Annotated in this window: 16 protein-coding genes; 11 read left to right on the top strand and 5 right to left on the bottom strand. The window is 69.0% G+C overall.

Annotation, left to right across the window (positions count from 1 at the left end; translation table 11 throughout):
• Positions 1-6: 6 nt before the first annotated feature.
• Genes J2848_RS11095 through dnaE form a run of 3 tightly spaced genes read right to left on the bottom strand, consistent with a single transcriptional unit; the run spans position 7 to position 5,335 of the window.
• Entirely contained in the window at positions 7-963 is a 957-nt protein-coding gene (locus J2848_RS11095; RefSeq protein ID WP_149231069.1) for an acetyltransferase domain-containing protein, read from the bottom strand.
• Positions 960-1,847, bottom strand: coding sequence for a hypothetical protein (locus tag J2848_RS11090; protein ID WP_149231068.1), 888 nt, complete (start codon positions 1,845-1,847; stop codon positions 960-962). The genes J2848_RS11095 and J2848_RS11090 overlap by 4 nt, the downstream gene beginning before the upstream one ends.
• A complete protein-coding gene (gene dnaE / locus J2848_RS11085; protein WP_149231067.1) occupies positions 1,844-5,335 on the bottom strand; it encodes a DNA polymerase III subunit alpha in 3,492 nt (1,163 codons plus the stop codon). Before dnaE ends, J2848_RS11090 begins: the two co-directional genes overlap by 4 nt.
• Positions 5,336-5,471: 136 nt before the next feature.
• On the opposite strand from dnaE, the gene J2848_RS11080 reads away from it, so the two are divergent.
• The 8 genes from J2848_RS11080 (at position 5,472) to J2848_RS11045 (ending at position 13,657) form a co-directional block, all read left to right on the top strand.
• Positions 5,472-6,128, top strand: a complete 657-nt coding sequence (locus J2848_RS11080; RefSeq protein WP_149231066.1) for a hypothetical protein — start codon at positions 5,472-5,474, stop codon at positions 6,126-6,128.
• Between the two features lie 45 nt (positions 6,129-6,173).
• A complete protein-coding gene (locus tag J2848_RS11075) occupies positions 6,174-6,680 on the top strand; it encodes a nuclear transport factor 2 family protein (RefSeq protein ID WP_149231065.1) in 507 nt (168 codons plus the stop codon).
• Between the two features lie 90 nt (positions 6,681-6,770).
• On the top strand, positions 6,771-7,652 hold the full coding sequence (locus J2848_RS11070; protein WP_149231064.1) for an EamA family transporter: 882 nt from the start codon (positions 6,771-6,773) through the stop codon (positions 7,650-7,652).
• Positions 7,653-7,835: 183 nt separating this feature from the next.
• The gene (locus tag J2848_RS11065; protein ID WP_170307021.1) at positions 7,836-10,058 is read left to right on the top strand and encodes a hybrid sensor histidine kinase/response regulator family protein; all 2,223 of its coding nucleotides are present in this window, start codon (positions 7,836-7,838) and stop codon (positions 10,056-10,058) included.
• Between the two features lie 100 nt (positions 10,059-10,158).
• Complete coding sequence (locus tag J2848_RS11060) at positions 10,159-10,485, top strand: YgaP family membrane protein (RefSeq protein ID WP_149231062.1); 327 nt, start codon at positions 10,159-10,161, stop codon at positions 10,483-10,485.
• A 194-nt stretch (positions 10,486-10,679) separates the two neighbouring features.
• The gene (gene ggt / locus J2848_RS11055) at positions 10,680-12,452 is read left to right on the top strand and encodes a gamma-glutamyltransferase (RefSeq protein ID WP_149231061.1); all 1,773 of its coding nucleotides are present in this window, start codon (positions 10,680-10,682) and stop codon (positions 12,450-12,452) included.
• 246 nt (positions 12,453-12,698) lie between these two features.
• Entirely contained in the window at positions 12,699-13,094 is a 396-nt protein-coding gene (locus tag J2848_RS11050; RefSeq protein ID WP_109085915.1) for a hypothetical protein, read from the top strand.
• A gap of 137 nt (positions 13,095-13,231) precedes the next feature.
• Entirely contained in the window at positions 13,232-13,657 is a 426-nt protein-coding gene (locus J2848_RS11045; protein ID WP_149231060.1) for an RT0821/Lpp0805 family surface protein, read from the top strand.
• Positions 13,658-13,672: 15 nt separating this feature from the next.
• On the opposite strand, the gene J2848_RS11040 is transcribed toward J2848_RS11045, so the two are convergent.
• Entirely contained in the window at positions 13,673-14,734 is a 1,062-nt protein-coding gene (locus J2848_RS11040) for an HD domain-containing phosphohydrolase (protein WP_149231059.1), read from the bottom strand.
• Positions 14,731-15,225, bottom strand: a complete 495-nt coding sequence (locus J2848_RS11035) for a response regulator (RefSeq protein ID WP_149231058.1) — start codon at positions 15,223-15,225, stop codon at positions 14,731-14,733. Before J2848_RS11035 ends, J2848_RS11040 begins: the two co-directional genes overlap by 4 nt.
• A gap of 290 nt (positions 15,226-15,515) precedes the next feature.
• On the opposite strand from J2848_RS11035, the gene J2848_RS11030 reads away from it, so the two are divergent.
• From J2848_RS11030 to J2848_RS11020, 3 genes are all read left to right on the top strand, one after another.
• On the top strand, positions 15,516-16,250 hold the full coding sequence (locus J2848_RS11030; protein WP_149231057.1) for a LuxR C-terminal-related transcriptional regulator: 735 nt from the start codon (positions 15,516-15,518) through the stop codon (positions 16,248-16,250).
• A 270-nt stretch (positions 16,251-16,520) separates the two neighbouring features.
• Entirely contained in the window at positions 16,521-18,083 is a 1,563-nt protein-coding gene (locus tag J2848_RS11025; protein ID WP_246193807.1) for a hypothetical protein, read from the top strand.
• The gene (locus J2848_RS11020) at positions 18,083-21,556 is read left to right on the top strand and encodes a PAS domain S-box protein (protein ID WP_149231055.1); all 3,474 of its coding nucleotides are present in this window, start codon (positions 18,083-18,085) and stop codon (positions 21,554-21,556) included. Before J2848_RS11025 ends, J2848_RS11020 begins: the two co-directional genes overlap by 1 nt.
• Positions 21,557-21,560 lie beyond the last annotated feature (4 nt).

The following is a 21,560-nucleotide window of genomic DNA, read 5'->3' as shown; positions in this document are numbered from 1 at the left end:
CCGCCGTCAGGGCTTGCTGCAGGCCGCGACCGCCGCCTGCAGCCCGCGCTGATCGCGCTCGCTGAGGCGGTTGGCGACGAAACCCTCCCATAGTCCGTTGCGCGCCAATTCGGACTGAACGCAGCCGCAGTTGGCGGTGCAGGTGGTCCTCGCCACGCCGGCGCGCTCGCAGCTCGCCACGCAGGACGCCTGGAAACTGCGCACGGCCAGCGTCTCCGCCGGCATCAGCTGCGCCACGGCCCAGGCAATCCCGAACAACAGCGGCTGGTGCAGCAGATAGACGGCAAGGCTGTGCCGTCCGGCGAAGGCGAGCAGCCGCCCGGCGTGGCCGGTCACCGCAACGCCCTGCCCCAGTCCCGGCCACAGCCGGCCAAGTCCGATTCCGGCCAGAACACCGCCGATCCAGGGCAGAAGCGGGACGAAATCGTTGGAATCCGGCGCCACAGTCGTCAGTCCGATCCAGCGGAGCCAGGGGCTGTCGAACAGCGGGAAGGATTGCGTCGTCCCGACCAGCACCGCCGCGACCGCCGCCGCCAGGGTCACAATGGCAGGCAGGCGGACAAAGCCGAGGCCGATGACGCTCGCCACCGCGATGTGGTGGAGCACGCCGAAGAAGATCGGGCTGTCGGGGAACAGGGCATAGGAGGCCGCCGACACCGCCGCGGCCCCCGCCGCCACCCGTCCCAGCCGGCGCAGGAAGCGTCCGCCATCCAACCCGTCGCGGGTCGCCAGCACCAGCCCGATGCCGGCCAGCAGCAGGAAGCTCGACAGGATCACCGTGCGGGCGGCCAGCCACAACGGGTTGTCCAGCAGATCGAAGCCGGCAAGGCCGAAATAGGTGGCGTCCCAGCTGCCGTGATAGGCCGCCATCGCCAGCAGCGCCAGCCCGCGCGCCACGTCGATCGCCGGGCGGCGGCCAGCCCGTGCGAGCCCCCGTGCCGGCGTGATGCCGATTGCGCTCATGATCCGGTCATTCCCACCCCGAAAATCCACCCCTCCTGCCGCCGCGCAATATCGTCCAACCCCGGCGGAGCCCAGGCCTGCGGCAGTCCGGCGAGCCAGCGCAGGCCGGCGGCCGACACCAGCGCGTCGCTGTCATGGTCGCTGACCGGCCCGGCCCGCTCCAGCGGCTGCGAGCCCAGCCGGCGCAGCGCCTCGTCCATTTCGGCACCGTCGCGGATCTTGCGCTGGCCGAAGCCGGTGTGTTTCAGGAACAGGCGGGGGTAGATCTCGACCATCACGCTGGCGCCGGGCGCTGGTTCCTCGAAGGGCCAGACCGTCAGCCGGCCGGGCAGGGCGGCCCGCAGGGCACGCAGCACCCGCATGCCGGCCAGCGCACCCTTGCCAACCTGACGCGAGCCGATCAGCTTGTAGGGGCTCTGCGGGTGGCCCAGCCCGTCGGCGCGGCAGGCCCATTCGGTGGCGCGGTGCGGATCCTGGTACCAGTCCGGCTGCGGTCCGCCATGCCAGAAACCACCCCCGTGCAGCGGATGGCTGGCGAAGGGACCGCCGCCGAAGTCGGGCTCCGCCGCGCAGACCTCCTCGACCGCATCCCACAGGTCGAAGGCGGTCGCCTGCCGGCCAGGAAAGCCGCATGCCGCTACCGCGAAGGGCAGGGAGAAGGCGCAGTCGATGCCGACGAGCGCCGGTTCGCGGGGCAGTTCCGCGCACAGCCACCCGAACACCGCCGTCCGTGACCACCAGCCCCCCGGTCCTTCTACCAGTCGGGGGGCGGCATCGCCCGCCTTGCACTCCGCCACGGCGATGCCGGCATAGCGCTTGCCGCGGGCACCGGACCAGTCGATGGCGATGAAGCGCCCGAAGGCGGGCGCCGCCGTTTCGATCAAAGTTCGGCCACCTCCACCACGCCCGGCACCGCTTTCAGGGCGGAACGGCTCTGCGCGGTGATGGTGTAGCTGCCGGGCAGCTCGATCTCGATTTCCTTCAGCGGATCGACCTCCACCAGCACATTGATGCGGCTCTTGCCGCGCGACAGCCGGTCGAGCGTGGCGCGCAGATGTTCGATCGGGCCGGGGTCGCGCAGGACGACGCGCAGGCCGGCGCTGACCGAGGCGACGGCCTCTTCCAGCGGCCTGATTTCCTGGCAGGTCAGCCGGACCTCTTCGCCGTTCAGCTGGGCGTCCACCGTCATCAGCACCGGACGGCCGGGTTCCAGCAGGTCGCGGTTGGCGGCCAGCACTTCGGAGAACAGGGTTACCTCATAGCCGCCGGTGGCGTCCGACAGCTCGACGAAGGCGAAGCGGTTGCCGGACTTGGCGGTCTTCTCCTTCTTCGACACGACGATGCCCGCCATCTTGTAGCGGGTGGAGCCGCCCTTCGCGATAGCGGTCTGGAGTTCGGCCGAGCGAACCACCTTCATGCGGCCGAGCGGGCCGGAATAGGCGTCCAGCGGGTGGGCCGACAGGTAGAAGCCGATGGCGCCGAACTCGTGCTTCAGCTTCTCCAGCGGTTCCCAATCCTTGACCTTGGGCATCTCGGGTTCGGGCAGGCCGCCGCCTCCGCCTCCGAAGAGGTTGCCGATGCCGCTGTCGCGCTCCGCCGCCTCCGCCTGGGCGTAGCGGATGATGGTCTCCAGCGCGGCATGGACCTGGGCGCGGTTGGGGTTCAGCCCGTCGAAGGCGCCGGCACAGGCGAGATTCTCAAGCTGGCGCTTGTTGATGGTCTTCAGGTCGAGCCGGCGGGCGAAGTCGAACAGGCTCTTATACGGGCCGTTCTTCCGTCGCTCCTCCACCACCGCCTTCATGGCGGGCAGGCCGACGCCCTTGACGGCGGCCAGCGCGTAGCGCACCGCCTTGGTCCCGTCGGTCAGCTGCTCCACCCCGAAGATGGAGTCGGATTTGTTGATGTCCGGGGTCAGCAGCTTGACGCGCAGGCGCGCCAACTCCTGGCGGAAGACGTTCAGCTTGTCGGTGTTGCCGAGGTCGAGCGTCATCGACGCCGCCATGAACTCCACCGGGTGGTTCGCCTTCAAGTATGCCGTGTGGTAGGCGACCAGGGCATAGGCGGCGGCGTGCGACTTGTTGAAGCCGTAGCCGGCGAACTTCATGACCTGATCGAAGATCATGCTGGCCAGATCGGCCTTCACGCCGCGCGCCTCGGCGCCGTCGCAGAAGATCTTGCGCTGGTTGTCCATCTCCTCCTTGATCTTCTTGCCCATGGCGCGGCGCAGAAGATCGGCGCCGCCCAGCGAATAGCCGGACAGCACCTGGGCGATCTGCATGACCTGTTCCTGGTAGATCATGATCCCGAAGGTCTCCTTCAGGATGCCTTCCAGGCTGTCATGCATGTAGTCGGCTTTTTCCTCGCCGTTCTTCACCCGGATGTATTTCGGGATGTTGTCCATCGGGCCGGGACGGTAGAGCGACACCAGCGCGATGATGTCCTCCAGCCGGTTCGGCTTCAGCCGGCGCAGGACGTCGCGCATGCCCGAGCTTTCCAGCTGGAACACGCCGGTCGCCTCGGCACGGCTGAGCAGCTGGTAGCTCTTCTCGTCGTCCAGCGGGACGGTGGTCAGATCCGGCTTCCCGGGGATCAGGTCGACCGCCGTCTTCAGCACGGTCAGCGTCTTCAGACCCAGGAAGTCGAACTTCACCAGACCGGCCTGTTCGACATATTTCATGTTGAACTGGGTGACCGGCATGTCCGACCGCGGGTCTCGGTAGAGCGGAACCAGTTCCTGCAAGGGCCGGTCGCCGATCACCACGCCGGCGGCGTGGGTCGAGGCATGGCGGTAGAGGCCCTCCAGCTTCAGCGCGATGTCGATCAGGTGGCGCACGGTATCGTCGCCGTCGCGCGCCTGCCGCAGCATCTCCTCGCTGTCCAGCGCCTGCTGGAGCGTCACCGGGTTGGCCGGGTTGTTCGGCACCATCTTGCAGATCTTGTCGACCTGCCCGTAGGGCATCTGCAACACGCGGCCGACGTCGCGCAGCACGGCGCGCGCCTGGAGCTTACCGAAGGTGATGATCTGGGCGACGCGGTCGTAGCCGTACTTGTTCTGGACGTAGCGGATGACCTCTTCGCGGCGGTCCTGGCAGAAGTCGATGTCGAAGTCGGGCATCGACACGCGTTCCGGGTTCAGGAAGCGTTCGAACAGCAGGCCGAAGCGCAACGGGTCGAGGTCGGTGATGGTCAGCGCCCAGGCGACGACGGAACCGGCACCCGAACCGCGGCCCGGGCCGACCGGGATGTCGTGGTTCTTCGCCCATTTGATGAAGTCCGACACGATCAGGAAGTAGCCGGGGAACTTCATCTTGACGATGACGTCCAGCTCGAACTCCAGCCGCTCGAAATAGGTTTTGCGGGTCTCCGCCCGCTGCTCCGGCGTCATCTCCGGGGTGTAGACGACCTTCTCCAGCCGCTCCTCCAGCCCGGCGCGCGACTGGGCGCGCAGCTCGTCGTCCTCGGTCCGGCCGCCTTCGCAGGCGAAGGGCGGCAGGATCGGCTTGATCGGCTTCAGCAGGAAGGAGCAGCGCCGGGCGATGGCGACCGTGTTGTCCAATGCCTCCGGCAGATCGGCGAACAGCAGCCGCATATCCTCCGCCGACTTGAACCGGTGGTCGGGGGTCAGGCGGCGGCGGTCCTCCTGGCTGAGATAGGCACCCTCGGCGATGCAGAGCAGCGCGTCGTGCGCCTCGTACATGTCCGCGGTCGCGAAATAGCAGTCGTTGGTGGCGACCAATGGCAGCTCGTGCTGGTAGGCGAGGTCGATCAGCGCCGGCTCGATGGCGTTCTCCACCGCGGCGAAATGGCCGCGCCCGCCCTCGTGCCGCTGCAATTCGACATAGAGGCGGCCGGGGAACAGCCGCTTCAGACGCTCCAGAACGTCGAGCGCCAGATCCTTCTGCCCCTCGTGCAGCAGCCGGCCGATCGAGCCGCCGGGACCGCCGGTCAGCGCGATCAGTCCGGCCGAATGGCCTTCCAGCGCGTCGAGCGTCACCTGGGGGCCGGCAAGCGGGTCCGACTCCAGGAAGGCCTTCGACACCAGCGCCGTCAGATTCCGGTAGCCCTCCTCGTTCTGGCAGAGCAGGACGAGCTGGTCGGGGGTGGCCGCCGCCTTGCCGGGCAGGCCGGGCTTGGTCTGGGCCGGGCCGACGCGGGTGATGCCCAGCACGGTGCCGATGATCGGCTGCACGCCGGCATCCGATGCCGCCAGCGCGAATTCCAGCGCGCCGAACAGGTTGCCGGTATCGGTGACCGCGACGGCCGGCATCTGCTGTTTCAGGCAGAGCTTGACCAGCTCCTTCACCTTGATCGCACCTTCCGACAGCGAATAGGCGGAATGGACGCGCAGGTGGATGAAGTCGGCGTGGGGCATGGCAACCGGAGGCTTGCTTGCTACAGGGCCCCTGGTTCTAGCACAGCCGGAACGGTTCCCGCGACGGTCGCGCGGGGGCATGCGAACGTGGTATGGAAGTCGCCGCATCACGTTCAGGGATGGGGAGGACGCCGCGATGGATCGGCAGCAACCTGCACCCGTCGTCCGACTGCGGCCGGCCTTTCGGGACCGCCGTACCGTCCGGGCGGCGACGCCTTCGGCCCTGCTGACCGGGGCCCTGCTGACCGGCCTGGCGCTGGCGCTGTCCGCCTGCGAGACCGTGCCGCCGGCGCCGGTCGCAGCCCCGCCCGCGGCCGGGCTGCCGGACGGGCCGGTCAGGCCCTTCAGTTCCGGCAAGGGCTGGACCGTCACCATCCATACGCCTCCCGGCGGCAAGGGCTTCTGCGTTGCCGAGCGCGGAATTTCGGTCGGCCAGAACGCCGCGCCGCGCCTGACCTTCCGCACCGCCGCCGCCGAATCGGGCTTCATCCTGTCAAGCTTCACCCCGTCGGACAGCGGGGCGATGGTGAAGCCCGGCGAACGCTATGACCTGACCGTCACGACGGACCTGGGGTCGCGCCTGTCCTTGAGCGCCCGCGGGCTGCCCAACGGCAGCCTCCATGTCGCCGTGCCGACCAAGGGCTATCTGGAGGAGATGGAACCGCTGGCCCGTGCCCACCGCGTCAGCTTCCGCAGCAGCGGGTTGGGGGATCTCGGCACGATGCTGCTGTCGGGATCGTCCTGGGCGATCAACGCATCGGACGAATGCCGGATCCTGCATGCGGAGTCGTGACGGACGGATGCGCAACCACGGCCTGTCGAAGGGAAGAGCGAGACGATGAAGAGACTGTTCGTCGTGGCGGTGGCTCTGGCCGCCGTTCTGGTCCAGCCGGTGATGGCCCAGCCGGCGACGGCACAGGAGGCGGTCGTGCCCGCCGGCGATGCCGAGGCGCTGTTCACCAGCCCCGACCCGGTGCTGAACGCCAACAAGCAGGTGGTTTACGGCATCATCCGCGATCTGCTGGAGGCCGGGCATTGGGAGATGGCCGACCGCTATCTCAGCGAGGGCTACATCCAGCACAACCCCAACGCAGCCAGCGGCCGGGCCGCCGTGGTGGAGTACTTCACCAAGGTGCGTCAGGTGAAGCCGCAGCCGATCCCCGCCAGGCTGAAGACGCCGATCGTCAGCGTAACGGCCGAGGGCGATCTGGTCGTCGTGGCCTATCCCCGTCAGGTCAAGGACCCCAAGCATCCGGCTGGCGACTACAGCACCACTTGGTTCGACATGTGGCGCATCCGGGACGGCAAGGCGGTCGAACACTGGGATCCGGCCCTGTTGCCATAGGCCACGCCGGTCTTCGCGCGGCAGCCCTGCGGCCCGCGCAGGGTGGCGATGGATTGACCCTTCGGTCAGCCAGCCGCTAGCTTTCCCACCATGCGCGCTTCCCACATCCTGCTCGCCGTGGCGGTCGCCGCCGTCTGGGGCTTCAATTTCGTCGCGATCAAGGTCGGATTGCGCGATTTCCCGCCGCTGCTCTTCTCCTGCCTGCGCTTCGCGCTGGCGGCGCTGCCGGTGGTGGTGCTGGGCTGGGGCAAGGGGCCGCCGGTGCCCTGGCGTTACGTGATCGGCATCGGCGTCATGCTGGGCGTGGTGAAGTTCCCGCTGCTGTTCCTGGGCATCGACGTCGGCATGCCGGCCGGGCTGGCGTCGCTGGTGTTGCAGGCGCAGGCCTTCTTCACCGCCATCTTCGCCGCCTTCGCGCTGGGCGACCGGCCGGGGCCGCGGCAGGTCGGCGGCATGCTGGTGGCCTTCGCCGGCGTTGGGCTGATCGCGCTGGAGATGCCGGCCGGCGATTCGCTGCTCGGCCTCGCGCTGACGATGGCGGCCGCGGCGGCCTGGGGCGTGTCGAACATCGTGATGAAGCAGGCCAAGGCGCCCGACCTGTTCAGCCTGATGGTCTGGGTCAGCCTGATCCCGCCCTTGCCGCTGCTGGCGATGTCGCTGGCGCTGGAAGGGCCGGACCGCATCGTCCACGCCTTCACCACCCTGACATTGGTCGGGGTCGGCTCGCTGCTCTATATCGCGGCGGCGGCGACGCTGTTCGGCTTCGCCGCCTGGGGCTTCCTGATGCGGCATTATCCGGCGAGCCTCGTCGCCCCCTTCTCGCTGCTCGTCCCCATTTTCGGCATGAGCTCCAGCGCGCTGCTGCTGGGCGAGACCTTCACCGCGGCGAAGCTGGCCGGCGGGCTGCTGGTCTTCGCCGGGCTGGCGCTGTCGGTGCTGAAACTGCCGGCCCCCGCCCGCGTGCGGGCCTGATCATCGGACGATTGGGGACCGCTTGGGGGCCGGCGGGCGGAACCAAGTGCGTCAAGGTCCTATTAACCTCGATGAGCTTGACGAGGCCCCATGGCGTCCGGATCATTCCGGCCGGTCAGTGCGTCACTAAACCATAGGCAAGCTTTGCTCTCTTCCGACAGGACCACGCAGCCGGACGGTGGAATGCCGATTCCGCCGATCCGGCATTGGCTGGCGCATCTGCGCGCCAGCCGGCCCCTGCGCGTCCTGCTGCTGATCGGCGGGCTGTCGGTCGCCGTGCTGCTGGTGGCGACGATCCATTACATCGGCAGCATGCGCGACCGCGAGCTGGAAGGGGCGGAGCGCGAGCTGTCCACCCTGAACCTGTCGCTGGCGGAACAGACGGCCAGCGCGACGCAGAGCGTCGATCTGGTACTGACCACCATCATCGAGCAGCTGAAGGCGGACGGGGTCGACACGCCGGAGGAGTATGTCCGCCGGATGGGCGGGCGCGACACCCACCAGATGCTGCGGGCGCGCATCACCGGGCTGCCGCAACTGGACGCCGTGACGATGATCGCGGCGGACGGGCACCTGATCAATTTCTCGCGCTATTACCCGATCCCGGCGGTCAACGTGTCGGACCGCGATTACTTCGCTTACCTGCGCGATCACGACACGACCGACCCCTACATCAGCGAGCCGGTGCAGAACCGTGGCAACGGCAGCTGGACCGTCTATCTCGCCCGCCGGATCAGCGGGCGGGACGGCAGATTCGTCGGGTTGGTGCTGGGTGCCATCGAATTGAGCTATTTCCAGAGGATTTACCAGGCATTGCAGCCCGACGGCGACGGCAGCATCAGCCTGTGGCGGCGCGATGGCCTCCTGCTGGCCCGCCATCCGGTGCTGCCGGACATCGGCCGGCCGCTGGGCCAGCGCCAGTTCCTGAAGGTGTTGGAGCGCAGCCGGTCGGGCGTCTATCTGTCGACCGGCGGGCTGAACGACGGCGCCCGTCTGGTGGCGACGCAGGCGCTGGCCGACTATCCGCTGGTCGTCAACGTGACGCGCAAGCTGGATGCGGTGCTGAAGGAATGGCGCATCCAGGCCTGGACCATCGGCGCTGCCGGCACCGTTGGCGTCGCGGCGCTGCTGCTGTCGCTTTGGGCGCTGGCCCGCCAGTTCAGCGCCTACGAGGCGGCGACCCGGGCGATGGACGCCGCCCGCCGCGCCGTGGAAGGGCGGGAGCAGGCCGAACATGCCCTGCGCCAGAGCCAGAAGATGGAGGCGATCGGTCAGCTGACCGGCGGCGTCGCCCACGACTTCAACAACCTGCTCCAGGCCATCGGCATCAACCTGCACGTCATCGACAGCCGCACCGACGACGAGCGCATCTCCGGCCCGGCGCGGCTGGCCTTGCAGGCGGTGGAGCGGGGGGCCACCCTGACCCAGCATCTGCTGGCCTTCTCGCGCCGGCAGCAGCTTCGTCCCGTCCCGGTCGACGTCGCGACTCTGGTGGAGCGGACCAGCCGTCTGCTCGGCCGCACGCTGGGGCAGTCGGTGCGGATCGAGACGGAGGTGGCGCCCGGCCTGTGGCCGGCGATGATCGACCCGACCCAGCTGGAAATGGCGGTGCTGAACCTGGCGCTGAACGCCCGCGACGCCATGCCCGGCGGCGGCACGCTGTGGATCCTGGCCGGCAACCGGACGGTTGGCGCCGGGCCGCTGCCGATGCAGGTGGAGGGGCTGGACGCCGGCGATTATGTGGTTCTGCGGGTGCGCGACACCGGCACCGGCATGCCGGCCGACGTGGCGGCCCGCGCCTTCGAACCCTTCTTCACCACCAAGGAGGTCGGGCGCGGCACCGGGCTGGGCCTCAGCATGGTGCATGGGCTGGCGACCCAGTCCGGTGGCGGAGTGGAGCTGGACAGCCGGCCGGGGCTGGGCACCACGGTGACGCTCTATCTGCCGCGCGCCTTGCAGGAAGCGGATGCGCCTGCCGCGCCGCCGCCTCCGCCGGTGGCGAAGGAGACGGCAGGGGATGCGGTCGCGATGGGCGCCGGTTGTGCCGTCCTGCTGGTGGATGACGAGGAACTGGTGCGCAGCGCCACCGCGGGCTATCTGGAACAGGCGGGATTCGCGGTGCGCGAGGCGGCCGACGCGGCGGCGGCGCTGTCGCTGCTCGACCACGGGTTCCGGCCGGACGTGATCGTCACCGACCATATGATGCCGGGGATGACCGGGCTGGACATGGCCCGCACCCTGCGCGCCCGGCACGACGAGACGCCGATCCTGATGGTCACCGGCTATGCCGAGGATCTGACCTCCACCGCCGCGGCGCAGGAGGTGGCGCTGACCGTGCTGTCCAAGCCGGTCGAGCCGTCGCGGCTGGTCCGCTCCATCCGCGACATGGCGGCGGTGGAAGGGTGACCCCCAGGGGAAGCCTCCAGGGGAACACGCCCGAGGGAACACGGAAGGGCGCCATGGCGTTGGAAGGGCGGTCCCAGTCCATTTCAGCCCCGGAGCAGCCATGAACGCCCAATCCACGATCCGCAACGCCTATGACAGCGTGTTCGAAGGCCACACCAACCTGGGCATGGGCGAGCGCATCGTCTCGACCGGCCTCGGCCTTGCCGTCGCGGCGGGTGGCCTGCGCAAGGGTGCCAGCATTCCCGGCGCCATCATGGGGCTGGTCGGCGCCGCCCTGGTCGCCCGTGGCATGAGCGGCCATTGCCCGGTCAAGGAACGCCTGTCCGGCGGCCAGCAGGACCGGCTGGGCCATGGCGCTTCCAATGGCGGCGGTTCCCATGGCGAGTCGCACGACATGGCCCGGTCGCGCATGGCGGAGACCTACTGATCCGCAGCGGAACGGACGCCATCCATTCACCGGCTGTCGCATTCCATTCACGAAACTGCGCGATACCATTAACCCTGTTGGTGAATTGTTGGGCGGCCCAGCGACGGGGTGAAGACCGGAGACCGCGGGTGTGACATCCTGCGGAACCCGGTCCGCAGCCCCCGACCTGACGTCCCGCTCAGGAGTCTCACCGTATGTGGTTCCCCGCTTTCCGATCCCGTTCCACCATTGCGGCGGTGGCGGCGCTCTGCGTCGGCTCCGCCCTGGTGCCGCCGGTGCCGGCGCTCGCCCAGAATGCTGCGGTCCCGGCATCGGCTTCGGTCCGCTACGACATCGGCTACGGCATCTTCTATCCCGTCCGCAGCCAGAACGGGATGGTCGCCTCCGAACACCGGCTGGCGACCGAGATCGGCGTCGACATCCTGAAGCGCGGCGGCAATGCGGTCGATGCGGCGGTGGCGGTCGGCTTCGCCCTGGCGGTGGTGCTGCCGAATGCCGGCAACATCGGCGGCGGCGGCTTCATGGTCGTCCATGACGCCAGGAGCGGCAAGGACGTCGCCATCGACTTCCGCGAAATGGCGCCGGCCAAGGCCTTTCGCGACATGTATCTGGACCAGCAGGGCAAGGTCGTCCCCGACCGCTCGCTCTACACCCATCTGGCGGTCGGCATCCCCGGCACCGTCGCCGGCCTCGCGCATGCGCTGGAAAAATACGGCACGATGAAGCTGGCCGATGTGCTGGCCCCGGCGATCAGGCTGGCGCGCGAGGGCTACGCCGTCACCCCGCAGCTGGCCGGGCTGCTGGAGGTCGAGCGCGACCATCTGGCCGCCTGGGACGCCACCCGCGCCATCTTCTTCAAGGACGGCCGTCCGCTGACCGCCGGCGAGACGCTGGCCAACGCCGACCTCGCCAACTCGCTGGAGATGATCGCCCAGCAGGGGCCGAAGGCCTTCTACGAAGGCGCCATCGCCGACGGGATTGCCGCCGAAATGGCCAAGCATGGCGGCTACATCACCAAGGACGACCTGAAGGCCTACAAGGTGGTGGAGCGCGAGCCGGTCAGCGGCAGCTACCGCGGCTTCACGGTGAAGTCGATGCCGCCGCCCAGCTCCGGCGGGACGCACATCATCCAGATGCTGAACATCCTCGAACGCTGGCCGCTGAAGGACTATGGCCCCGACAGCGCCCGGTCGATCCACCTGATGGCGGAGGCGATGAAGCTGGCCTATGCCGACCGCTCCGAATATCTGGGCGATCCCGACTTCACCAAGGTGCCGGTGAAGGGTCTGACCTCGCGCAAATACGCCGACGAGCTGGCGGCGAAGATCGATCCGGAGAAGGCGACTCCGGCCGGCAGCATCAAGCCCGGCAAGCCGGCCCCCTACGAGAGCGACCAGACCACCCATTTCTCGGTGGCGGACAACCAGGGCAACGTCGTCAGCACCACCTACACGCTGAATCTCAATTTCGGCAGCGGCATCGTCGCCGAAGGCACCGGCATCCTGCTGAACAACGAGATGGACGATTTCTCGGCCAAGCCGGGCGTGCCCAACGCCTTCGGCCTGGTCGGCGGCGACGCCAACGCCGTCCAGCCCTTCAAGCGGCCGCTAAGCTCGATGTCGCCGACCATCGTGCTGAAGGACGGCAAGCCCTGGCTGGTCACCGGCAGCCCCGGCGGCAGCCGCATCATCACCACCACCATGGAAACGGTGATCGACCATATCGACTTCGGCATGAACCCGGCCGAGGCCGCCGCCCTGCCGCGCGTCCATCATCAGTGGACCCCCGACGAGCTGCGGGTGGAAAAGGGCCTGAGCCCCGACACCGTCCGCCTGCTGGAGGGGATGGGCCACAAGGTGGCGGTGAAGCCGACGATGGGCCGCACCCAGACCATCCAGCTGCGCGAGGACGGGCTGTACGGCTATTCCGACCCGCGCAATCCGGACGGCATGACTTTGGGCTACTGAGGGGGGTACCGAGGGGGTTATTGACCGGAGGGCAATGGACGGAAGGAAAGAAGGGCGCCCGGCGAGGGCCGGGCGTCACAATTCCCGTGTACAAAGAAAAAGCGGCGTGCTTTGGTAACCTTTGATCCGCCTTGCCGGGCGGCGCAGGGCCCAAGGGCTCGTGCCCGTTCCGGAAAGGCAACGGAACAGTTGGATTAAGGCGGGCCTGTCGGTTAGCCTTTGCAGGAGTGAACCGGAGCATTTGCCGTGGACAAGGCCTTGGTCGAAAAGAACCGCGAGTGGACCTATCAGCGTGAAGGAAAGCAGCCCGTCACCATCCGGGTCGCCGATTTCGAGCGCGAGGGGAAGCGCATCGTCGCTTTCCTGGAACAGACCGACATCGCCAAGGCGGCCGGGTCTCCCCAGCCGGCCGTGAATGACTGGCCCCGCATCGCCGAGGCCTATGCGAAGGAACAGGGCGTGTCGCTGAGCGACATCTATTGGTACGAGCTGCATCCGCGCCGCTTCGCCAATGGCCGCCCGAACGTGTCGGAATACCGCCCCGGCATGGCCGAGTGGCGGTTCGAGACCAGCATTCCGCTCGCCCGCGCCATCGTCGAGCAGTTGGGCTTCGACCCCGACAATCTGCCGCTCGACATCTGACGGTCCTGCATACGGCTCCCCGCGCGCAGCCTCTGTGATGCGCCGCGGGACCGGTGTATGATGCCATCCTGTGTCAGACGGTCGGCGGGACGGTTCCCGCGGGCCGCAGCCGGGACATAGAGACCGGGAGATGAGGGATGAAGACGGTGCGGAGAGCGGTCGCCCTGGGTGCTGCGATGCTGGCGGTTGCGGCCGCAGCTGCTGTGATGTCCGTTCCGGGTGCGGCACAGGCGCGCACCTCGGTGTCGGTCGGCATCGGCGTCGGACCGGTTTTCCCGGCCTACGGCTATTACCACCCCTACCGCTACTACTACGCGCCGCCCCCGCCGGTGGTGCAGTATTACGCGCCGCCGCCGGTCGTCTATGCGCCGCCGCCTGCGGTGCAGTATTATGCTCCGCCCCCGGCCGCCGTCAGCGCCGATCCGGCAGGCCCGGTCTATTATTCGCGCAACGGCCAGCAATGCCGTGAATACCAGAGCCGCGCCATGGTCGGCGGCCGGTCGCAGCCGGTCTACGGCACCGCCTGCCTCCAGTCCGACGGGACGTGGCGCATCGTGAACTGAGGGCGTTCGCGGCCCTCACGCCTCTTCTGGTGTGAACTCCGGCAGTTCGTCGGCGTTCTCGCGGTGGATCCTGCACACCTCGTCCCAGCGCGACAGGAAGGCGTCCAGCAGCGACGGGTCGAAATGGCGGCCGCTGTTCTCGACCATGAAGGCGCGCGCCTCCTCCAGCGTCCAGGACCGCTTGTAGGGGCGGGTGGAGGTCAGGGCGTCGAACACGTCTGCGATGGCGACGATGCGGCCGGACAGCGGGATGGCGGTCCCGGACAGGCGGTTGGGATAGCCGCTGCCGTCGAACTTCTCGTGGTGGCTGACGGCGATCTCCGAGGCCAGCCGCAGAAGCGGGATGTCGCTATCCGCCAGGATGCGGTGGCCGATGGTGGCGTGCTGGCGCATCACCGTCATCTCCTCCGGCGTCAGCCGGCCCGGCTTCAGCAGGATCATGTCGGGGATCCCGATCTTGCCGATGTCGTGCATCGGTGCCGCCTTCATCAGCTCCCAGGCAAAGGCGCCGCCGCAGCCGGCAACCTCGGCGATCAGCCTTGAATAGAGTGCCATCCGTTCGATGTGGGCACCGGTTTCCGGATCGCGGTACTCGGCGGCGCGCGACAGGCGGCTGACCAGTTCCTTCCCCTGGCGCTGGAGCGCGGCGGTCACCCGCTCCACCTCGGCGGCCAGCAGGGCGGCGCGGTCGCGCAGCAGGGCGCGGCTCTGGCGCAGGGCCAGCAGGTTGCGCAGGCGGGCCTGCACCTCCGGCACGACGACCGGCTTGGTCAGGAAATCGCTGCAGCCCTCGTCCAGAGCCCGCACGCGGATGTCGACCGCCGTGTTGGCGGTGATCATCACCACCGGCACGGTGTCCAGCCGCGCATCGTCGCGGATGCGGCGCAGCAGGTCGATGCCGTCCATCTCCGGCATCATCTGGTCCAGAAGGATCAGGTCCGGCTCGTTCCCGCGCAGCCATTCGACGGCGTCCAGCGGGTTGCTCATGGTCACCGGCTCCGCATCGTCCATGCGGCGGACGATGGCGGCCATGATCAGCAGGTTCGTGCGGTCGTCGTCGACGATCAGGATGTTCATCCTGCGACATCCGCTTTGCTGTCCCCCCCTTTATCTTCCGCCGCCGTCCGTCCGGCCTTCCGGTGCGCAGCGACCAGCCGGCCGGCTTCGGCCAGCAGGGCCTTCAGGTCGACCGGCTTCTCGAAGGCCGCATCGGCCCCCAGCAGGCGGGCCATTCCCGGCAGCTCCAGCCGCAGGCGCAGGCTGCCGCCGGTCACCGCGATCAGCGGCGGGCGCGACTGTTGTCCTTTCAGCCGCAGGATGACCTCGTACCCGTCGGCCTCCGGCATGATGATGTCGGTCACCACCAGATCCACCGGATGGCCGGCCAGGACGTCCAGCGCCGCGTTGCCGTTCTCCGCCTCGTGAACGGTGTAGCCGGCGCGCTGGAAGGCGATGCGCACCATCCCGCGGAAGTCGGGGTCGTCGTCGACCAGCAGGACGGACGGGGCGGTTTCGGTCGTGGGGGAGGAGGCGGGCCGGGCCCGCAGCTCGTACAGGGTCATTTCCATGGTTGCCGCTTCCGTGGTCCGCCGTCCGACCGGCGGGGTGCGCCGGAGAGAAATCGCTAAGGTTCAGCATATCCGGCCACCGGGGTGTGTACCCGCTGTGTCAGGGATAGCAGGGACGGGAAACGGGATAGCGGGGATATTATCCCGCGGTCAGGGAAATATGAGTCGTCAGTCAAATATGACTGACGTGAAATATGGGGAAGCCACGAAAACTTAAGATTTCGTCCGGCATAACAGCGAATGTTGATACCATGGGATGAGCGGTTGCCGAGGGTGGCGGAGGCTGGTTGATGAAGATCTTGGTGGCGGACGACCATCCCCTGTTCCGGGACGCGTTGGAGCTGTCGATCCGCCAGGCCTGGCCGGATGCGGAAATCGGCTGCATCGGCTCGCTGCTTGAATTGCCTGCGGCGGCGCCTTCGGTATCGGTACAGGATGGCGGCACCCCCGCGATGCTCTTCCGTTACGACCTGATCGTGCTGGATTGGCGGATGCCGGGCGCGGAGGGAAGCAATCCGATCAGCGTGCTTCGCCAGGCGGGGGTCCAGGGGCCGGTCGCCGTCGTGACGGGGGCGGAGGATGCGTTGACCGCCCTGGAGGTCCTGCGCTGCGGCGCCGAAGCCTTCCTGCCGAAGACCACGCCGCGCCGTGTTCTGGCCCAGGCCCTGCGTCTGGTGGCCGAAGGCGGCAGCTTCGTGCCGAAATGCGTGGCGCTCGACCTGCTGCACATGACCGACCTGTCGCTCGACATCGATGAGGCGGAAGAGGCCGACGGACCGTCGCTGGAGGGAGAGGGGGCACCATCCTCGCCCCTGACCGACCGGGAGCAGCAGGTGCTGTCGATGCTCGCCACCGGCGCGACCAACAAGGAGATCGGTCGGCACCTCAGCCTTCAGGAGGTGACGGTCAAACTGCACACCCGCCGCATTCTGCGCAAGCTGGGAGCCCGCAACCGCACCGATGCCGTGCGCCGTGCCCAGCAGGCCGGCCTCTTATCCCGCAGCCTGGACGAAGCGGCGCCCTGAAAGCCGACAGGAAACCGGCAGGGGGGTGCCGGTTATGGCCGGGCGGTAGCATAGGGCTGGTCCCAGCAGCATGAGGTAACCCATTCTGCTATGGTGGCGTCCTCCGGTCATACGCCTTCTTCCAGCGCGGCAGAGACGGGCGTGACAGCAACAGGGCCGCATTCCGAGTCGCCGATGAGCCCATCCGACCATTCCCTGTCCGGTCCGCGAACAGGCCGCGCTGCGCCCCTCCTCGCTGCCCCAGTCTTTGCGGCATTGGGTGGAGCGGTGGTGCTTCTGCTGTCCGCGCTCGATCCGTTGCGCGAAGCGGCGCCATGGGCGCTTCCCCTGATGGCCGCCTTCAGTGGCGCTGCGGCCGGTCTGGCGCTTCTGTCGGTCTGGAATGCCGGACGCCTGACGGCTGTCCGGGATCGGGCGCCGGCAAGTTTCGTCCCACCTTCCATCCCACCGATGCCGCCGGAACAGCCGGCTGTGGACAGAGCTGCCGAGGCGGCCGTCCGCATCGCCGCGCTGGAGGAGGCGCTGCGCAGCAAGGACAGGCAGGCGGCCGAGCGGCTGCGCAGCCAGCAACTGGCGGCGATGGATGCCCGGGCCGAGCTTGCCTGCGCCATCGTCCACGACATGAACAATGCGCTGGGCGCGGTCTCCGGCTATGCCGATTTCCTGGTCAGCGACCTGCCGGCCGATTCGCCCCAGGCGGATTACGCCAACCGCATCATCACGGCCGTCGCCCGTGCCCGCCCGGGCCTGCGCACGCTGGTGTCGGCCGCGAGGCTGGAGACGGCCCCCCTGAAGCCAGAGCGTGCCGTCGGCGTTCTGGACGAGACGGCGACACTGCTGCGCGCCGTCCCGGCGCCACCCGGCAGTCTGGCCGTCCGCCATGACGCCGGCACGCCCGACCCGGTCTGCAACGCCGGCCTGCTGGCGCGGACGCTCGCTGGTCTGGCGGCGGAGATCCTCGCCGCCACCGGCCGGGCCGGCGATGCCCGGCTTTGCCTGCGCGCCTCGGCCTGCGTCTCCATCCCGGCGGAGCAGGAGGATGCGGATGCCGCCGCCGGCTGGACTGTCCGCCCGCTCCTGGTGCCGCATCCGGGGCCGCACGCCCTGTTCGAGCTGCGCGTCGACGGCACGCCGCTGGCCGACGACGTGCTGTCCATGCTGGTCGACCCCCTGCTGTTCGCCCGCGCCTGCTACCGTCGGGGCCAGTCCGACCGGGAGGAGGGGGCCCATTGGCCGGCAGCCCTTCTGACCGCGCGGCTCCATGACGGCGGGGTGAGCCTGCTGACCCACCCGGCGGAGGGCACGGCGGTGCGGCTGTACATTCCCGCCGCCGCCGCTCCACTCCGCTCCCCCCAGGCGGCGATTCCGCAGCCGCAACCTGTGCCGGGTCCGGCGAAGCACAGCCTCGCGCCGGCCTGCAAGGTTCTGATTGTCGACGCCGACCCGATGTCCGGCGACCGCTTCCAGACCGGGCTGGAGCGGCAGGGGTTCGAGGTGTCGGTCTGCGACGATCTTCGCGATGCTCTGGACGTCGTCACCGACGAGCCGGGCTTCTTCGACGCGGTGGTCATCGGCCCGGGGCTGAGCGCGCTTCCGGCCGGTCCTGCGCTGGCCGGCCGTCTGAAGGCGCTGCGGCCGGATCTGCCTTGCGTGCTCTATGGTACGGTGGGCGCGGAGCCGCTTCAGGCCGGGGCCGACGGACCGGCCGACCTGCTGCTGCCTCTGCCGGTCGATCTGCCGCGGCTGGCGCGCGGGGTGGCGGCGCTTGCCGCCGGTAGCCGGCAAGGGAGTTGCCAGGGGAGCGGGGACGGAATGGCCGGAGAACGGCGCTGATGGGCGGACGCCTTCATCTGCACGGCTTCATCATCGCCATCTGGACGGCGACCCTGGTGATCGCCGCCGGATTGTGGGCGGCGGCCCTGACGCTGGCCCGTTACGACGATGCCGAGGCGATGGCGCGGGCCGAGCGCGACAGCGGCAACCTTGCCCGTGTCGTCGCCGAACAGGCGACCCGAACCATCGCCGAGGCCGACCACGTTCTGCTGTTCCTGATCGATGATTTCCACGAGCATGGCGACACCTGGACCCCTGGCATCACCCAACTGCTGCGGCAGGCGGTGGAGCGGTCGGGCATCCTGGTTCAGTTGGCGGTGGTCGATGCGCATGGCGACCTGATCCACACCAGCGTGGAGGATGCGCCGGCCCGCATCCATCTGGCCGACCGCGAGCATTTCCGGATCCACGTCAACAACCCGCCCGCCGGGCTGTTCATTGGAAAGCCGGTGTTCGGCCGGGCATCCGGCAAATGGTCGATCCAGCTGACGCGGCGCGTCAGCAACAGCGACGGCAGCCTCGCCGGGGTCCTGGTCGCCTCGATGGACCCCTTCTATTTCAGCCGATTGCTGGAGGAACTGGACGTCGGCCCCAACGGGGCGGTGGCGATCATCGGCACCGACGGCATCCTGCGCGCCCATTCGCTGATGAACGACCGCATCGTCGGTCGCGACTTGGGCGAATCGCCGACGCTGCAACTGGCCCGCCGCCAGACCACCGGCTTCGTCCACACCGCCAGCGTGATCGACGGCATCCAGCGCCTGCAGTCCTTCCGCACCCTGGCCTCCTACCCGCTGATCGTCACCGCGGCCTTCGACGAGGATTCCTTCCTGGCCGACACCCGGAAGCGGCAGCGGGTCTATCTGCTGGCGGCGGCGGCGTGCAGCTTCGGGCTGTCCGGGCTGGCGCTGCTGGCGACGCGGCAGACGGCGCGGCTCGCAGCATTGGCAAGGCAGCTGGTCCAGAGCGAGGAGCGGTTCCGCGACCAGGCGGAGACCGCCTCCGACTGGTTCTGGGAGATGGATGCCGACCTGCGCTTCTCCAATCTGGCCGGGCCGCTGGTCCCGCATGTCGCCAATGGCACGCTGCCCATCGGCCTCCGGCGGGAGGATGTGGCTCTGCGCGAACCAGGGGACGCCGCCAAGTGGGAGCGGCACCGCCAGATGATGGAGCGGCGGGAGCCGTTCCGGAATTTCCGCTACCGGGTGATGACGGCGGCGGGCCTGCGCTATTTCAGCGTCAGCGGCCGTCCGATCTTCGACGAGAAGGGACGGTTCCGCGGCTATCGCGGCTCGGCCACCGACATTACCGAGCGGGAGCTGGCCGCCAACCGGCTGGCCTCCAGCGAGGCGCGCTACCGCGCCATGTTCGAGGCGGTCGGCCAGCCGATCATCACCATCGACGAGCATGGCACGGTCGACGCCTTCAACCGCGCGGCGGAGCGGCTGTTCGGCTACCGCGCGGCCGACGTGGTCGGCGGGCCGATGACCCGGCTGATGCCGAGTGCCGTCGGCGCCGTCCATGACGGGCTGCTGGCCACCTATCGCGAGAGCGACGCCTCGGTGCCGCGGTCGGAGATGCGGGAGCTGACCGGCCGCCGCAAGGACGGCAGCGAATTCCCGCTGGAGGCGACGCTGGCCGGCTGGCGCGAAGGCGACCGCCGCTACGTCACCGGCGCGCTGCGCGACGTCACCGCCCAGCGCGAGATCGAGGCCAGCCTGCGCCGCGCCAAGGAGGCCGCCGATCAGGCCAACCGCGCCAAGGGCGAGTTCCTGGCGACGATGAGCCACGAGATCCGCACGCCGATGAACGGTGTGCTGGGCGCACTCGCCCTGGTGGAGGGGCCGAACCTGAACGAGGAGCAGCGCCAGCTGCTGGACGTCGCCAACCGGTCGGGCAACGCGCTGTTGCAGATCATCGACGACATCCTTGATCTGTCGAAGCTGGAGGCCGGCAAGGCGGAGGTGGAGCCGGTGGATTTCGAGCTGCGCGCCGTTCTGGGCGATAGCATCGACCTGCTGGAGCCGGCCGCTTGCGGGCGGGGCCTGATCCTGACGAGGGAGGTGGCGCCCGCCGTGCCCGAGCGGGTGCGCGCCGACTTGCGCCGCATCCGGCAGGTTCTCGTCAATCTGGTCGGCAACGCGCTGAAATTCACCCACCGCGGCGGCGTCGCCGTGCGGGTCGGGCTGGAGGAGACGGGGGCAGGAGCGGCGGCGGCAGGAGGGACGGCGGATGGCGGCTTCTTCCTGCGCTTCGAAGTGGCCGACACCGGCATCGGCATTCCGGAAGACGTGCAACCGACCCTGTTCCGCCGTTTCACCCAGGCCGACAGCTCCACCACGCGCCGCTTCGGCGGCACCGGGCTGGGGCTGGCGATCAGCCGGGAACTGGTGACGCTGATGGGCGGGCGCATCGGCGTGGCCAGCGCCGAAGGCAAGGGCAGCACCTTCTGGTTCACCGTCCGCTGCGAACCCGCCGCCGATCCGTCGGACGGGGTGCTGGCCGTGCCCTGCGCCCCTGAACCGGTGCCGATGACCGGAGATGGGGCGGCACCGAAGGCGGGCCTGCATGTGCTGGTCGCCGAGGACAACGAGATCAACCGCGAGATCGTCGTCACCATGCTGAGCCGCGCCGGTCATCGCGTGACCGCGGTGGAGGACGGGCTACAGGCGGTGCGGTTGGTTGAGGAGGGCGGATTCGACCTTGTCTTGATGGACGTGCAGATGCCGGTGATGGACGGGGTCACTGCCACCCGGCATATCCGCGGCATGCCGGGCGAAGCTTCCCGCCTGCCCATCGTGGCGCTGACCGGCAACGTCATGCCCGGCCACCGTGCCGAATATCTCGCCGCCGGCATGACCGACTACCTGACCAAGCCCATCGTGTCGGCCGACCTGTTCGACGTGCTGGCGTCGGTGGCCGAATCGCGGACCGCCGGCGGCACAGGGGGGAACGGCGGCATGCCGCCGCGGCCGGCCGCCGCCCCTGTTCCACCAGCAGTCCCGTCGGCTGAGCCGTTCCACGCCCCGATCTCCCATGCGCCGGCCCAGCCCCCCGCCCAGCCCGAGACGGAGCTTTGGCGCGCGGTGCCGCTGCTGGATGGCGGACAGGCCGAGTCGCTGCGCGCGGTGATCGGAGAGGAGGCGTGGATGCGGACCGTGGCCGCCTTCCGGCGGACGGTGGGCGACAGCGTGGCCGCCATCCGCAATGCGGCCGGACAGGAGGCAGAGGAGGCCGCTCTGCCGCTGGTCCGCATCGCCCACACCCTGAAGGGAACCGCCGCCAACATCGGCGCCGTGCGCCTGAGCCGTCTGGCCTCGCAGCTGGAACAGCGGGCGCAGAACCATGGCGGCTGGGCGGTCGACGATCCGTGCTGCGAAGCGCTGAACGACGTCGCCGAGGCCACATTGGAGGTACTGTCGTCGCAGTTCCAGCCGGACGGCAAAACAGCGATGGAGCAGGAAACGGCTTGACGAA

Source organism: Azospirillum lipoferum (assembly GCF_024170005.1).
Lineage (GTDB): Bacteria > Pseudomonadota > Alphaproteobacteria > Azospirillales > Azospirillaceae > Azospirillum > Azospirillum lipoferum.
This window is presented reverse-complemented; position numbering and strand designations above follow the sequence as displayed.